Below are 14,396 nucleotides of genomic sequence, written 5' to 3'. Positions count from 1 at the left end.
CTCACTCGATGGTCACCGCCCGACTGTGCCAACCGGTGGCGCCCTCCGGGATGGGCGGCACCCGCTCCTCCGGCTGCGTCGCGCCGGTGGCGTCGGTCGCGCGGCAGTACAACGTGTGCCGCCCGGGCGTGGCGTCCCAGGTCCATGTCCACTGCCGCCAGGTGTCGGTCGAGTACTCGGTGGCGAGCTCGGCCGGGTTCCACGGTCCGTCGTCGACGCGGACTTCCACCGAACGGATTCCCCGATGCTGCGCCCACGCGGTGCCCGCGACGACCACCGGCCCCGCGGGCGTCGTCGACAGCGGCGCGGGCCGATCGATCCGCGACGCCGTCTTGATCGGTCCGCGCACGCCCCAGCCCCGCTGGGTCCAATAGGCCTCGGCACGATCGAAGCGGGTGATCTCCCAGTCGACGACCCACTTGCACGCCGACACATAACCGTAGAGACCGGGGATCAACTGCCGCACGGGGTATCCGTGCTCGATGGGTAGCGGTTCTCCGTTCATCCCGACGGCGAGCAGCGCATCGCGGCCGTCCCGGATCGCCTCGAGCGGGCTTCCCGACGTCCATCCGTCGACGCTGGTGGCCAGCAGCATGTCGGCTTCGGCGTGTACCCCGACCTCGGCGAGGATGTCGCGCATCGAGTATCCCAGCCAGCGAGCGTTCCCGGCGAGGTCGCCGCCCACCTCGTTGGACACACATGTGAGCGTGATGATCCGCTCGATAGCGGGCATCGACTGCAGATCGTCCCACCTCAGCGTCATCTCGCGGTCCACCATCCCGTGAATCCGCAACCGCCAATCCGCGGTGGTCAGCTGCGGGACCTGGAGCGCGGTGTCGATCCGGTAGAACTCGCGGTTGCCGGTCACGAACGGTGTCACCCCATCGATCCGCAACTCGGTACCCGGCGGAACCGGTCTGCTCGCCGAAATCGCGCGCGGCAGCCGAAGCCGCACGCGTTCGGCGAGAGCGCCACCGGTGTCCGCGGCACGCCGGGCCAGGCCGGCGCACACCGCGCCCGTCACGACAACGATCCCGACCGCACCGACGAACTGGCGGCGAGACCACCCCTCTGAACGGGACGCGTCCTCTTCGGACTCGTCTCCGACGGCACTCCCGCGCCCCAGCACCACCAGCACACCCACGGCCACCAGGCCGGCGGCGACCGGCGGCGCGGCGTAGGACACCTCCACCGTGGGTCGGGTCAACGCGGCAACCACGCCGACGGCCGCGAAGGCCAGGACGATCAGTACCCCGACGGGCGGGCGCTTGACTTGCAACACCCCGGCAGCCACGGCGATCAGCAGGATCGCCAACGCCATGCCTGCCAGCAACGCTGGCTTGTCGGCGGTTCCGAACCGGTCTATCGCGAACTCGCGGGCAAATGCAGGCGCATGGTCGACGAGGAACGCCGCGACCGCGCGATACGGTGACGCGAATTGCGAGATACCGATCGCGACGAGTTCGCCGACGGCCAGGCCTCCTGCCACGGCGACAACCCCGGACACCGCTGCCCGCACCGTCGACTCTCGAAACACTTGCACCATTGTCAGCTCCGTTTCCTCCGAGGGGAGTTCGCGCGACGACAGCGGTCGGATTGGATCAATCCGGCACCGGACCAATCCGCGACGACTCGAGCCGCGAATGACACCTGAGTTCGGCCGGACGGTCGGACAACGACCTACTAGATTGGATGGACCATGGCCATCAAACAAATTCAGCGCCTCGTGGTCGCGGCGTCCGGGCTGGTGCTGGCCGTCGGCGTCATCGCCGGGTGTTCCAGCGACGACACCGACTCGGCCAGCAGCGCTTCCACCACCACTGCCATGTCGGAGATGACCAGCCAGTCCGCCGACACCGCGAGCGGACCGGTCGGCCCCGGCTGCGCGGACTACGCTTCGGCCAATCCGTCTGGCGCGGGCTCGGTTTCCGGGATGGCAATGGACCCGGTCGCCACTGCGGCATCGAACAACCCCGAACTTAAGACACTGACGCAGGCGTTGTCCGGGCAGCTGAATCCGGATGTGAACCTGGTCGACACACTCAACAACGGTGAGTACACGGTCTTCGCACCCACCGACGCGGCTTTCGCCAAGCTGCCGGCCGAAACCGTCGAGCAGCTCAAGACCGACTCGGATCTGTTGACCAAGATCCTTACCTACCACGTGGTTTCGGGCCAGGCCACGCCGGACAAGATCGTCGGTGAGCACAAGACCCTCGAGGGTCAGACCGTGACCGTGACCGGATCGCCGGACATGCTCAAGGTCAACGACTCGAGCGTGGTCTGTGGTGGAGTCGCCACCGCCAACGCGCAGGTCTACATGATCGACACGGTCCTTACGCCGCCTGCTGCAGAGTAGTTTTCGGAGCACATCGGCTCGCGGGCAACGGGTTACGCACCCCGAACCTCGAACCGCTGCCAAGATAGAATCTGCCGGTTCCCTGGATGAGGACGCCCCTCCTCCAGGGAACCGTCATGTGTGCGTTCAGCACTCGACCATCCGGCTACGGCCAGACCTCCATGGCACCAAGCCCCGAGTCCCAGGGCGGTCTGCGGCGTGGACGCCAGAAATGACGGGCAATCTGACCCATCCAGTTCTCACACGGTGCCGAATGCACCTGTGAGGCTGCCATTCAATGCAGCCGAAACCCTCTCGGAGAGATTGGATCAACGATGATCAAGCGTGTTCCCCGTATCGCAGGAGCGGTGACCGGACTGGTCCTCGCCGTCGGCGTGATCGCCGGCTGTTCGAGTGACGATTCCGACTCGTCGAGCGAAACCACCAGCGCAGCAACCGGTATGAGCTCGATGACCACGAGCGCAGCCGCCGCTGACCCGGCTGCGAACCTCGTCGGCCCGGGTTGCGCGGCCTACGCCGAAGCCAATCCGTCCGGCCCCGCGTCGATCGCCGGAATGGCCACCGTCCCGGTTGCCACCGCCGCGTCGAACAACCCCGAGCTCACCACGCTGACCGCCGCTCTGTCCGGCCAGCTGAACCCCGACGTCAACCTCGTCGAGACGCTGAACAACGGTGAGTACACCGTCTTCGCCCCGACCGACGATGCGTTCGCCAAGCTGCCGCCGGAGACCGTCGAGCAGCTCAAGACCGACAAAGACCTGCTGACCAGCATCCTGACCTACCACGTCGTCGAGGGCCAGGCGACCCCCGACAAGGCTCTCGGCGAGCACACCACCCTCGAGGGCAAGAAGCTCACTGTGAGCGGCGAGGGCGACAACCTCAAGGTCAACGACGCGGGCATCGTGTGCGGTGGCGTCACCACCTCGAACGCCCAGGTCTACCTGATCGACGCCGTGCTGACCCCGCCGGCCTCGTAAGACCCACGACAGCAACAACATCGGTGGGCTGACACGCCCCGGACGCGGATGAGTCGGGACTCCGCGGACACCGATGACCAGCCGATACACCGGCCGGCCGGGCAACCCGGCAGTGTGAGACCACGCGCCGATTCCCTGAACGACGACGCTCGTTCAGGGAATCGGCGTGCGTGCGTCAGAAGCTGCGACCCCGATCAGAACTCCGGTCGTTCTGGGCATGCGCGCCCGCCTCGGTCGCGGGCGTCTTGTCGCCTGAATCGACGTATGTCAATATTGACGCGTGTCGAATAAGAATCTCCTGCTGTCACCGGGCCGCGGCCTGAGTGGTGACGAGACCGGGGCTGTCACCCCATTGTTGAAGGCGCTTGCGGATCCGGTTCGGCTGCGGTTGCTGTCCGAGGTCGCCGCGCATCCGGGCGGCGAGGCGTGCGTGTGCGACATCTCTGGACCGTTCGAACTGTCACAGCCGACGATCTCGCATCACCTGAAGGTGCTGCGCCAGGCAGGTCTGGTGACCAGCGAGCGCCGCGCGACCTGGGTGTACTACCGGGTGAACACCGAAGCGCTGCAGCAACTGTCGGACCTGCTGCGGGATCTCGCCGCGGTCGTGGGGGAAACGCGCTCGTGTGAGGCGGACCAGTGACCGCCACCGACACCGCAGTCGCGGGCAAGTTGTCGACGCTGGACCGGTTTCTGCCGGTGTGGATCGGCGCCGCGATGGTCGCCGGACTGCTGCTCGGTCGAGTCGTCCCCGGCCTGGGTGACACTTTGGCGGCGGTCGAGCTCGACGGCATCTCGCTGCCGATCGCCCTCGGATTGCTGATCATGATGTATCCGGTGCTGGCCAAGGTGCGCTACGACCGACTCGACTCGGTCACCGGTGATCGTCGCCTGTTACTCGGGTCGTTGGCGTTGAACTGGATAATCGGACCGGCGTTGATGTTCGCGCTGGCCTGGCTCCTGCTCCCGGATCTGCCGGAGTATCGGACCGGACTGATCATCGTGGGTCTGGCCCGATGCATCGCGATGGTCATCATCTGGAACGACCTGGCGTGCGGTGACCGCGAGGCCGCTGCTGTTCTCGTCGCCCTGAACTCGGTGTTCCAAGTGGTCATGTTCGCCGTGTTGGGTTGGTTCTACCTCTCGGTGTTGCCCGGCTGGCTGGGCCTGGAGCAGACCACCATCGACACCTCGCCGTGGCAGATCGCGAAGTCGGTGCTGATCTTCCTGGGTATACCTCTGGTCGCCGGCTTCCTCACCCGCCGCATCGGCGAGCGAACCAAAGGCCGCGACTGGTACGAGTCCTCGTTCCTGCCGCGTCTTGGGCCGTGGGCCCTTTACGGGTTGCTGTTCACCATCGTCATACTGTTCGCGTTGCAGGGGGAGCAGATCACGTCGCAGCCGTGGGACGTCGTGCGGATCGCTCTGCCGCTGCTGATCTACTTCGCGGTGATGTGGGGCGGCGGATTCGTCCTCGGCGCCGCGATGGGGCTGGGGTACGAGCGAACCACCACGCTGGCGTTCACCGCCGCCGGCAACAACTTCGAGCTCGCCATCGCCGTCGCGATCGCGACCTATGGTGCGACCTCCGGTCAGGCTCTTGCCGGAGTCATCGGCCCACTCATCGAGGTCCCCGTCCTCGTCGCGCTGGTCTACGTGTCCCTGGCGTTGCGGAAGCGCTTCTCCTCCCCTGCCGCTGTCAGCCCCGATGCTTGACCCGAGGGCCGACCACTCAACGAGATTCGTGCGATCCGCGACCATCTCGATACCCGAGTTCGCGAGCTCGCGGCCGAGCTCGCGGCCGAACGCGTATGACTTCCGACCTTCTCTCACAGCTGAAAGGGCTTGTGTTCCATGTCTTCCTCTCGACCTAGCGTGCTGTTCGTGTGCGTCCACAATGCCGGCCGATCGCAGATGGCCGCGGGGTTCCTGACCGCTCTCGGCCGGGACAGCGTCGAGGTCCGCTCCGCCGGATCCGCACCTGCCGACTCGATCAACCCCGCCGCTGTCGAGGCGATGGCTGAAGTCGGTATCGACATCTCGGCACAGTCACCGAAGATCCTCACCCCCGACACCGTCGAATCCTCCGACGTCGTGATCACCATGGGCTGTGGCGATGCGTGCCCGGTGTTCCCCGGCGTCAGCTACCGCGATTGGGCCCTCGACGACCCGGCCGGTCAAGGCATTGATGCGGTCCGCCCGATCCGCGATCAGATCCGCGCACTGGTCGCGGACCTGCTCGACGAACTGGTCCCCGCTAACCAGCAGGTCGGCCGATGAGCACACCACAGCAGGTGTTGTTCGTGTGCGTGAGCAACCGCGGCAAATCCGTGATGGCCGAATATCTCACGCCCACGGTCACCGACCGGATCGCAGCGTCCTCCGCCGGCACCAACGCCAAGATCGGCGGTCAGGTCAACGAACTGTCCGCCCAGGTGCTCGCCGAAGTCGGCGCTGATGTCGCCGGACACGAGCCGCGGCAACTGACCGACGAACTGATGCGCGCCGCTGATCTTGTCGTGGTGGTCGGCACCGCCGGGGTCACCCCACCCGACGGCGTCGCCCTCGAGGTGTGGAAGACCGACGAACCCTCGACGCGAGGCATCGACGGCGTCGAGCGGATGCGCCTGATCCGCGACGACATCACCGCCCGGATTCGCGTTCTCGCCGACCGCATCACGGGGTAGGCGAGAACGCGAACCGAGGCTGTCAGCAGCAGGCTGTGCGCGCCTCGGCCTGGTCGGCGGCGCTGCCACCGCAGCACACCGAACCCTGCTCGGCATCCTCGGTGGCGTTCTGTTCCAGCAGTTTCGGGCTGGTCCCGAACGTCTCGGAGTCCGCGAGCACGGTGTAGACCTCCCACTTCTCCTTCGCCGGTCCGGTCACCCACACCTTGTCCTGCGTCGCGAAACAGCAGGTGGAGTTGATCTCCTCCTGGGTGAACAGGCCCTCCCCGGACAACCGGGCGATCTCGGCGTGCACCTTCTCGCTCGACTCGACCTCGACGCCGAGATGGTTGATCGTGCCGCCCTGGCCGGGATTCTCCAGCAGCACCAGCTTCAGGGGCGGCTCGACGATCGCGAAGTTGGCGTATCCCGGCTTGCGTTTGGCCGGGGTGGTGTTGAACAGCTTGGAGTAGAACTCGATCGCGGTATCGAGATCATCGACATTGAGCGCGAGCTGCATACGGGACATGACCATCACCTTCACCTGTGAGACATATATCGAACTACTGACACCTGCAGGGTGCCACCTTTTCGACATATGTCAAGTCCCGGGGTATGGTCGGGTCATGCCCAAGACCTTGCCGATGGTCGACATCAGTGCCCCTATTTGCTGCGCACCGGTGTCGGCGGCCCCGCTCGATGACGACACCGCGCTGGAGATCGCGTTGCGGCTCAAGGCGCTTGCCGATCCGGTCAGGATCAAGCTCGTCTCGATCCTGCTCGCCGATACCGGTGACGGGATCTGAACCTGTGACCTCGCGACCGCGGTCGGCCTCACCGAAGCAACCACAAGCCACCATCTGGGGCAGCTGCGCAAGGCCGGGATGGTCACCCCCGACCGACGAGGGATGAACGTCTACTACCGAGCGCAACCGGACTCGCTGGAAGCACTGCGCAATGTCCTCAGCGCCACCACGGGATGCTGCTGAATCGGCCCGGGTGACGATCCTTCAGGCGGCCGTCGGCGCTCTGAGCGCGGCGCCGGTGCCGGCGACCATTCTCGGGTTGTCGCGGATCGCGATGCTGTTTCCGCCGAGCGTCCAGATCGATGGATCGCGAGTCAGATCCGCTGGTTGGCGCTGATCTGGTCAGCGAGTTGTGCGGTCAGTTCGCGGGCGTACTCGAGTTGGCGCTCGAGCTTGCCGCAGGCGTCCTCGGTGCGGCTGCGGAACTCGGTGATGATGATCAGTGCCGCATGACGCTCGTGGTCGTGGGCGTCCGGGAGCGCGAGTGTGTCTTGAGCCGCCAGTAGGGCGCGCATGTCGTCGAGCGTGAAGCCGAGGGGCTTCATCCGGCGGATGACCAGGAGCCGGTCGATGTCGGCGCGGGTGTAGAGGCGGAAGCCCCCGGCGGAGCGTGCCGAGGGGGCGACCAGGCCGACATCGTCGTAGTGGCGGATGGTCTTGACCGATAGTTCGGTGGCAGCGGCGACTTCGCCGATCTGGAAGTGCTCGGTCTCGTTGGCGGTCACTGGTGGCCCTTTCGTGGTCAGTGGGTGCCGGAGAGGTGTCCGCTGAGCCGTTGATGACGCTCGGCACTGCTGTCATTGAGTCCGATGATGGTGACGGCCTTGCCCTTTGCCTGGTACTTGGTCGTGATGGCGTCAAGGGTAGCGACCGTGGAGGCGTCCCAGATGTGTGAGCCGCTCATGTCGATGATCACGTTCTTCGGATCGCCGAAGTAGTCGAACTGATAGATCAGATCGTTGCTCGACGCGAAGAACAGTTCACCCTGCACGGCGTACACCCGTGTGTCGGGGTCGGGGTCGGCGACGTCGACGACTTCGGTGAAGTGGGCGACCCGCCGAGCGAAGAGCACCATGGCAGTGAGGACACCGACGATGACGCCATAGGCGAGGTTGTGGGTGGCTACGGTGACGACGACGGTGACAAGCATGACCGCAGTCTCGCTTTTTGGCATGCGCCGCAACGTATTCGGGTTGAGGCTGTGCCAATCCATGGTGCCGACTGACACCATGATCATGACGGCGACGAGGGCGGCCATGGGGATGAGGGCGACAATGTCACCGAGGCCGACGACCAGGATGAGCAGGAACACCCCCGCGAGGAATGTCGAGATCCGCGTGCGCGCACCGGAGTCTTTGACGTTGATCATGGTTTGCCCGATCATCGCGCAGCCACCCATCCCGCCGAAGAAGCCACTGACGACGTTCGCGATTCCCTGACCGGCGGCTTCGCGGGTCTTGTTGGAGTGGGTGTCGGTGAGATCGTCGACCAACTTCGCGGTCATCAACGATTCGAGCAGTCCGACCAGTGCCATGGTGAACGCATAGGGGGCGATGACCGTCAGGGTGTCCCAGGTCAGCGGGACGTCGGGGAAGAACAGGGTGGGCAGGCTGTCGGGCAGTTCTCCTTCATCGCCGACGTCGGGCACCGAGAATCCAACGGCCAGAGTGGCGGCAGTGAGCAGCACGATGGCCACGAGCGGGGCGGGGATCACCGTGGTGAGCTTCGGCAGGAACACGATGATGGCGATACCGGTGGCGACCAGAGGATAGACCAACCACGGCACGCCCAGCAGGTGCGGGAGCTGTGCGGTGAAGATGAGGATGGCCAGTGCGTTGACGAACCCGACCATGACGCTGCGGGGTATGAACCGCATCAATTTGGCGACACCGAGACCGCCGAGGACCAATTGAAAGACGCCGGCGAGAATCACCGCGGCGATGAGATAGTCCAGTCCGTGGCTTTTGACCAGTGGCGCAACAACGAGCGCAACAGCGCCGGTCGCAGCAGAGATCATCGCCGGCCGACCCCCCACGATCGCGATCGTCACCGCCATCGTGAACGACGCGAACAAGCCGACTCGCGGATCCACCCCGGCGATGATCGAAAACGAGATCGCCTCGGGGATCAACGCGAGCGCGACCACGAGCCCGGCCAGGATCTCGGTACGCAAGCGCCCGGGCGAACGCAATGTCGACCACACCGGCTGTTGTTGAGCAGGAGAGAGAACTTCAGTTGCCATCGACATATCGCTTTCAGGGGACGTCGGGCGCGCGCCAGGGCACGGAACCGCGAACACGGATGTTGGAACTCCGGCGCCGCGCTGCGCCGTGAATCAAAGACTCTGTCGCGCAGGCTCTCCCGATCATGGGCGGCGATCGATACCGCATGGAGCGGCGCAACATGCAGAACCCTACCCTTGCGGGAGGGTAGAGATGCAAGTCGGGCGCGGCGGATGTGTGTGAGACAAGCAAAATCAGCCGGGCCGCCGTCGACGGTGGCGATCATCCCGCACCGCGGTTCGCGGACCGGCAGTAAGTGGCCTTCTACTTGGCGTGGCATCCCCTGGCGTGAGGTGTCGGCCCGGGGCCTATCGTCGTGACTGACGGTGTGATTCCGTTCACATCCGACGACAAGTGTTGCATGATTGCAGCAGCCGAGGCACCCCACCGAGGAGGTCCCTGTGACCGAGATCGACGCCACCGATGCCATCCGATCAGCAAACGATCCCGAGCCCAGCTCGTCATCGGAAACCGAGTCCCGACTGCTGGATGTCATCATCATCGGAGCCGGCCTGTCCGGCATCGATTGCGCTTATCGCCTGCGCGAGCAGAACCCGGACGCCGACTATCTGATCCTCGAACGACGCGCCCGCGTGGGCGGCACCTGGGACCTGTTCCGGTATCCGGGTGTCCGCTCGGACAGCGACATCTATTCGCTGAGTTATCCTTTCGAGCCGTGGCGCAAGCCGGGTGCGCTGGCCGAGGGCGCCGACATCCGGAAGTACATCGAGCACACCGCGCACAAGTACGGCATCGCCGACCAGATCCGCTTCGAGCGGCACGTGCTGACCGCGGACTGGGATTCCTCGACCGACACCTGGACACTCGGCGTGGAAGTCGGCGAGGGTGCGGACGAACGCACCGAGACCTACCGCTGCCGGTTCCTGCTCTTCGCGACCGGCTACTACGACTACGACCAGCCCTACACGCCCCGGTTCGCCGGAGCCGAGGACTTCACCGGGCAGATCATCCACCCCCAGCACTGGCCGGAGGACCTCGACTATCGCGGCAAGCGCGTCGTCGTCATCGGCAGCGGTGCAACGGCGGTGAGCCTCATCCCCAACCTCGCCGCCGACGCCGCACACGTGACGATGCTGCAGCGCTCACCGTCGTACATCTTCTCGTCGAAGCAGAAGGCCTACCTGGCACCGGCCCTCAAGAAGTTGCTGCCGCCGGCCGCCGCCCACCGTGCGATCCGCCTCCGCTATGCGACGCAGACCGCGGCGATCGTGCACCTCACCCACCGCTTCCCGAAGCTCGGGCGAAAGCTGATCCGCGCCAACGTCGCCGCGAACCTGCCCGACGACTATCCGGTCGACGTGCACTTCAACCCGTCGTACAACCCGTGGGATCAGCGCATGTGCCTGGTTCCAGACGCCGACCTGTTCAACGGCATCACCGAGGGGTCGATCGAGATGGTCACCGACCACATCGACCGCTTCGACGAGACCGGTGTGCGTCTGACATCGGGTCGGCATCTCGACGCCGACATCATCGTCACCGCGACCGGCCTGCAGCTGCTCGGATTCGGCGGGACCCGTCTGCGCGTCGACGGCGACGAGGTGAAGCCGCACGACCGCTTCGTCTTCAAGAGCCACCTGCTCGAGGACGTGCCCAACCTCGCGTGGTCGGTGGGTTACACGAATGCGTCGTGGACGCTGCGTGCCGACATGACCGCGCGGTCCGTCGCGGCCCTGGTGAAGTACATGCGCGAGAACGGCTACACCCACGCCTACCCGCACCTCGGGTCCGAACCGATGACGGCGCAACCGCTGTGGGATCTCAAGGCCGGCTACGTCGAACGGTCACCCGATGCGCTGCCGAAGTCGGGCACCCACGGGCACTGGAAGGTGCGCCACAACTACTATCGGGACGCGCTCGATCACCGCATCAGCAAGATCGACGACTCGATGGTGTTCGGGCGGATCTGAGGACGGCTCCCCGGCCCGAACCGGTTTGTCGGGACCGTCGGCGGCCGCGTTACGCCGTGTGGTCCAAACGGTCGAGATTTGGCGGCAGATGTCCGATCTCTGCTGGTCAGGCCTTGCCCGGCGTGTGACGGGGCGCTGATACTCGAACTCGGCGAGCGCCTCCGCCCGCCACGACCGCGCCAGTGTCGCCGGCGCGTCGGCAAGAGGAGTTCGCCCGATGACCTACCCGCCCGGTCCCCCGACCCACCCCTCGACGCCCTTCGGTGCGCTACCTCCTCGGCCCCGGAACCGGCAGGCCCTCACCCTCGTTCTCGGCGCGATCGTCGTCGTCCTGGCCCTGGTGCTCGCGGCGGGGATCGTCTTCGTCGTGAAGGCCCGCAAGGGGGACATCTACGTACCCGGCCTCACCCTGGCCGCGGTCAACGATCCCGGCATCGACCCGTTCACCGATCCCGTCCTCGTCGCCGGAGCGGGGAACCTGCCCGCGAACGTCGCCCTGACAGCGAGGGCCGGGGCACCGGACATGGGTGGCCGCGCGGTCAACGGCACCGAGGCAGGCCTGTACGCGACCGGCGACACCATGGCCTGCGACACCGCGGCACTCAGCAACCGCCTGATGGCCGATCCGGCGAAGGCCGCCGCCTGGGCGAGCGTCTTCGGGATCAGCACGGCCTCCATCCCGCACTACCTCAACACCCTCACCCCGGTGGTCCTCACGGCCGACACCTGGGTCACGAACCACACCTACACGACGGGTCGGGCCGAACCGTTCCAGTCGGTGCTGCAGCGTGGCACGTCGGTCTATGTCGACGCCGCCGGAGTCCCGCGCGCGATGTGCTCGTGCGGCAATCCACTCGCGCCGCCGGCCTCCGCACCCCTCGGCGGGTACCGGCTCGAGGGTCAGCCGTGGCCCGGCTATCAGAGCCGCGAGGTCACCCGCATCGCCTACAACAACCAGAACGTCACCGCGGTCAACCGGACGACGACGATCGTTCCGGGCGCCCCCACGCCCGTCGCGAACGCCAACGGAGGGTCTGTCCTGCAGCTGCTGAACTTCCTCACCGGCGAGGTCCTGCCGCAAACGCTGGGCGGTCTGCTCGACCTGTCCGGACTGCCGCCGCTCTCCGAACCACTGCCCTCGCCGGCCTCGCTGAACACCCCCTTCACGGCGGGCACCGACGAGGACGCCGAGCGCAACGGCCTGCTCGAGGCCGGTAACCCGGTCGCCGCCCCGGCCGTCGAGGAGCGTGCCGCCGAGGACAACGGCCTACCGGTCGGCGCACCCGCCTCGGACTCGCCGGCCGACTCTCCATCGGGCGAGCCGGGGTCCGGCGTCCCGGGCTCGGCGGAGGTCCCGGCCTCCGGTGCGCCCGAGAGTCCGGCGTCCGAGAATCCCGCCGCCCAGAGTCCCCCGGCGGCCGCGGCCGTCCCGACCTCGTTCAGCGGCGCCGGTGACCTGATCGGGAGCTTCGTCTTCGACGACGCGGGCCTGGCGGTCAGCTGCTCGGTCCCGGCCGGCGCGCCGTCGGGCACCATCACGCTGACGTGCAGCGACGGCGTGCCGCGCACGGTTGGTGCGACCGCACTGCAGCGGGCCGCCGTCCTCGGTGCGACCGACGCGACGGGCGTCTGGACCCTGACCCTGTCGTCCCGGTCCGTCGTGGTCCGCTCCGCCTCCTGGACCGTCGCGCAACCGGAGATCCCCCGGTCGGCTCCGCCCGCGGAGACGTCGACCGAGACGTACGAGGCACCGCCGCCGGCGGAGACCCCCACCGAGACGCCGACCACCACCGAGCCGACCACCAGCGAGTACGTACCGCCACCGGAGGAGCCCACCCAGGCTCCCGAGTCGCCGGCGGAGGCGCCTTATTCGTCACCGGCCGCGTGACCTGGTTCCGCCTCTGACCTGGTACGATGCTCCCGGTCCCGGGAGAACGGTGTGCGTGGTCAGCCGGGTGCCCCAGAGCGGGGTACGGTTCGAGCAATCGTTCAGCTACAGGTCTGATCAACCGACCAACAATGTCGCCCCGGTCACCTAACCTGAACCCCAAGACGGGTTCGCGGTCGTTCATGTCTGAGTCGGCTCATCCGGGCTGTCCGTTGACGAACCGACACCGCAGCAACCCGAAGCACGCTTTACACCCCTGCACTGGGCGCTCCCGATCTCAGCGCACGAGAAAGGAAGTCGACATGACGCCCGACTTCACCGTGGACTCGAACATCGATGACGCCTGGCGCACATTCCAGTTGCACGTAGGTGACCGTCTGGCCAACCTCACCCCCGGCTCGACGCTCACGATCCAGCAGGACCCCCTGATCCCCGAAGGGCCCCACGGCAAACTCCGATTCACCCTCACCGGGTCGAACCGCCTGCGGTGCACCATCGCCGACACCGATCTGCACCCTACCGAGGAGTACTTCCTCGAGCATCTCGAGATACTCGCAGACCTCGGCTGGCGTCGGCTGCGCAACGGCACCCACATCTACGAGGTGGGCCGCCGACGCGTCGACGAGGTCGCCCACACCACGGTGGCCACGCTGCGTCGGGTCTGGGAGGTCGTGCACCCGGCCTTCCTCGACCACAGCCCGGCAGCGCGCCCCGAACCGCAGATCGAGGTCGCCGTTCAGCCCTTCGACGACGACCACCTCCGGGCGCTGCTCGTCGGATCGCTCGAGGACCTGACCGGTTGCCGGATCCAGACCGACGCCGACGGTGACATCGCCCTGCCGACCAAACCGGTGTCGTCGTGGCTGAGTCCCCGGTCGGACGCCCCCCGGCTCGAGTTCTTCGCCCGCCTGGCCGGCGACATCCCCGACCGCAGGCGCGCCGCCGACATCGTGGCGGCCCAGCCGACGATGGGTTCGGCGGTCCGTGTCCACCTCCTGCAGGACGAGGTCTTCGCGACCCTGACCCTCGAATGCGCGGTCTTCCACCCCCACAATCTGGGCTCCGCGCTCGCCGAGTGGTTCAGCTTCCTCGCCGACTGCGCACCCAAGGTCATCGAGCAGATCACGCAGAGCGCGGCACCCGCCCGACCCGAAACCGACGAACGCCTTCCGGATGCGCTGCAGACGTTGCTGGAACTCGATCCCGACGGAGGAAATCTGTCCGCCCACGAGGTCGCCAAGATCTGCCGCTACAACCAGGCCGACATCCTCTCGTTCATCCACACGTGCGAGGAGCAGTACCTCACCTGGCGGCGTTCGGCGGCCGACGCGGTCGCATCCGCCGACTCGACCGAAGCCGACGCGTGCCGGCACGAGGCCGACGCCTGGCGGGCCACGACCCACAATCTGCGCGCCGCTCTCCGGGTCGTCGTGCTGTCCGACGACGACGTCCCCGACCGTCGTCCGACGGCCAAGTAGCCGCGAACC

Annotated in this window: 13 protein-coding genes and 1 pseudogene; 10 read left to right on the top strand and 4 right to left on the bottom strand. The window is 66.7% G+C overall.

Going from position 1 to position 14,396, the window contains the following annotated elements:
* Nucleotide 1: 1 nt before the first annotated feature.
* Complete coding sequence (locus GKZ92_RS00685; RefSeq protein ID WP_006360792.1) at nt 2-1,546, bottom strand: molybdopterin-dependent oxidoreductase; 1,545 nt, start codon at nt 1,544-1,546, stop codon at nt 2-4.
* Nucleotides 1,547-1,699: 153 nt separating this feature from the next.
* Here GKZ92_RS00685 and GKZ92_RS00680 point away from each other — a divergent pair, with 153 nt between their 5' ends.
* The 6 genes from GKZ92_RS00680 to GKZ92_RS00650 all read left to right on the top strand — a co-directional run bounded on the left by GKZ92_RS00680 (nt 1,700) and on the right by GKZ92_RS00650 (nt 6,023).
* Nucleotides 1,700-2,359, top strand: coding sequence for a fasciclin domain-containing protein (locus tag GKZ92_RS00680; RefSeq protein WP_006360793.1), 660 nt, complete (start codon nt 1,700-1,702; stop codon nt 2,357-2,359).
* A gap of 314 nt (nt 2,360-2,673) precedes the next feature.
* Nucleotides 2,674-3,336: a fasciclin domain-containing protein gene (locus GKZ92_RS00675; protein ID WP_187346512.1), complete on the top strand. Its 663-nt coding sequence runs from the start codon at nt 2,674-2,676 to the stop codon at nt 3,334-3,336.
* A 280-nt stretch (nt 3,337-3,616) separates the two neighbouring features.
* Nucleotides 3,617-3,979 (top strand): ArsR/SmtB family transcription factor, encoded by a 363-nt coding sequence (locus GKZ92_RS00670; RefSeq protein WP_006360795.1) that lies wholly within the window; start codon nt 3,617-3,619, stop codon nt 3,977-3,979.
* Complete coding sequence (gene arsB / locus GKZ92_RS00665; protein WP_006360796.1) at nt 3,976-5,052, top strand: ACR3 family arsenite efflux transporter; 1,077 nt, start codon at nt 3,976-3,978, stop codon at nt 5,050-5,052. The genes GKZ92_RS00670 and arsB overlap by 4 nt, the downstream gene beginning before the upstream one ends.
* Nucleotides 5,053-5,190: 138 nt before the next feature.
* Complete coding sequence (locus tag GKZ92_RS00655) at nt 5,191-5,616, top strand: arsenate reductase ArsC (protein ID WP_155224898.1); 426 nt, start codon at nt 5,191-5,193, stop codon at nt 5,614-5,616.
* A complete protein-coding gene (locus GKZ92_RS00650) occupies nt 5,613-6,023 on the top strand; it encodes an arsenate-mycothiol transferase ArsC (RefSeq protein WP_035755959.1) in 411 nt (136 codons plus the stop codon). The genes GKZ92_RS00655 and GKZ92_RS00650 overlap by 4 nt, the downstream gene beginning before the upstream one ends.
* A gap of 22 nt (nt 6,024-6,045) precedes the next feature.
* Here the strand turns inward: GKZ92_RS00650 and GKZ92_RS00645 are convergent, their stop codons facing one another.
* Nucleotides 6,046-6,531 (bottom strand): ArsI/CadI family heavy metal resistance metalloenzyme, encoded by a 486-nt coding sequence (locus GKZ92_RS00645; protein ID WP_185982029.1) that lies wholly within the window; start codon nt 6,529-6,531, stop codon nt 6,046-6,048.
* 97 nt (nt 6,532-6,628) lie between these two features.
* Here GKZ92_RS00645 and GKZ92_RS00640 point away from each other — a divergent pair.
* Nucleotides 6,629-6,991: pseudogene (locus tag GKZ92_RS00640) on the top strand (Rv2640c family ArsR-like transcriptional regulator).
* A 131-nt stretch (nt 6,992-7,122) separates the two neighbouring features.
* On the opposite strand, the gene GKZ92_RS00635 reads toward GKZ92_RS00640, so the two are convergent.
* A complete protein-coding gene (locus GKZ92_RS00635) occupies nt 7,123-7,533 on the bottom strand; it encodes a MerR family transcriptional regulator (protein WP_035755927.1) in 411 nt (136 codons plus the stop codon).
* Between the two features lie 17 nt (nt 7,534-7,550).
* A complete protein-coding gene (locus tag GKZ92_RS00630) occupies nt 7,551-9,050 on the bottom strand; it encodes a SulP family inorganic anion transporter (protein WP_081724884.1) in 1,500 nt (499 codons plus the stop codon).
* A gap of 441 nt (nt 9,051-9,491) precedes the next feature.
* Between GKZ92_RS00630 and GKZ92_RS00625 the strand changes: the two genes are divergently transcribed.
* The 3 genes from GKZ92_RS00625 to GKZ92_RS00615 all read left to right on the top strand — a co-directional run bounded on the left by GKZ92_RS00625 (nt 9,492) and on the right by GKZ92_RS00615 (nt 14,387).
* On the top strand, nt 9,492-11,021 hold the full coding sequence (locus tag GKZ92_RS00625; RefSeq protein WP_081724883.1) for a flavin-containing monooxygenase: 1,530 nt from the start codon (nt 9,492-9,494) through the stop codon (nt 11,019-11,021).
* A 217-nt stretch (nt 11,022-11,238) separates the two neighbouring features.
* Nucleotides 11,239-12,909: a DUF6777 domain-containing protein gene (locus GKZ92_RS00620; protein WP_155224897.1), complete on the top strand. Its 1,671-nt coding sequence runs from the start codon at nt 11,239-11,241 to the stop codon at nt 12,907-12,909.
* A gap of 302 nt (nt 12,910-13,211) precedes the next feature.
* Nucleotides 13,212-14,387: a TY-Chap domain-containing protein gene (locus GKZ92_RS00615; RefSeq protein ID WP_035755937.1), complete on the top strand. Its 1,176-nt coding sequence runs from the start codon at nt 13,212-13,214 to the stop codon at nt 14,385-14,387.
* The last annotated feature ends 9 nt before the right edge of the window (nt 14,388-14,396 follow it).

It is taken from the genome of Gordonia sp. 135, assembly GCF_009720185.1.
Lineage (GTDB): Bacteria > Actinomycetota > Actinomycetes > Mycobacteriales > Mycobacteriaceae > Gordonia > Gordonia alkanivorans.
This window is presented reverse-complemented; position numbering and strand designations above follow the sequence as displayed.

Excerpts from the sequence above, each read along its gene's own strand:
- GKZ92_RS00615 (WP_035755937.1), top strand. The coding sequence starts at position 13,212 with ATGACGCCCGACTTCACCGTGGACTCGAACATCGATGACGCCTGGCGC.
- GKZ92_RS00675 (WP_187346512.1), top strand. The coding sequence starts at position 2,674 with ATGATCAAGCGTGTTCCCCGTATCGCAGGAGCGGTGACCGGACTGGTC.
- GKZ92_RS00680 (WP_006360793.1), top strand. The coding sequence starts at position 1,700 with ATGGCCATCAAACAAATTCAGCGCCTCGTGGTCGCGGCGTCCGGGCTG.
- GKZ92_RS00645 (WP_185982029.1), bottom strand. The coding sequence starts at position 6,531 with ATGTCCCGTATGCAGCTCGCGCTCAATGTCGATGATCTCGATACCGCG.
- GKZ92_RS00620 (WP_155224897.1), top strand. The coding sequence starts at position 11,239 with ATGACCTACCCGCCCGGTCCCCCGACCCACCCCTCGACGCCCTTCGGT.
- GKZ92_RS00685 (WP_006360792.1), bottom strand. The coding sequence starts at position 1,546 with ATGGTGCAAGTGTTTCGAGAGTCGACGGTGCGGGCAGCGGTGTCCGGG.
- GKZ92_RS00650 (WP_035755959.1), top strand. The coding sequence starts at position 5,613 with ATGAGCACACCACAGCAGGTGTTGTTCGTGTGCGTGAGCAACCGCGGC.
- GKZ92_RS00655 (WP_155224898.1), top strand. The coding sequence starts at position 5,191 with ATGTCTTCCTCTCGACCTAGCGTGCTGTTCGTGTGCGTCCACAATGCC.
- GKZ92_RS00630 (WP_081724884.1), bottom strand. The coding sequence starts at position 9,050 with ATGGCAACTGAAGTTCTCTCTCCTGCTCAACAACAGCCGGTGTGGTCG.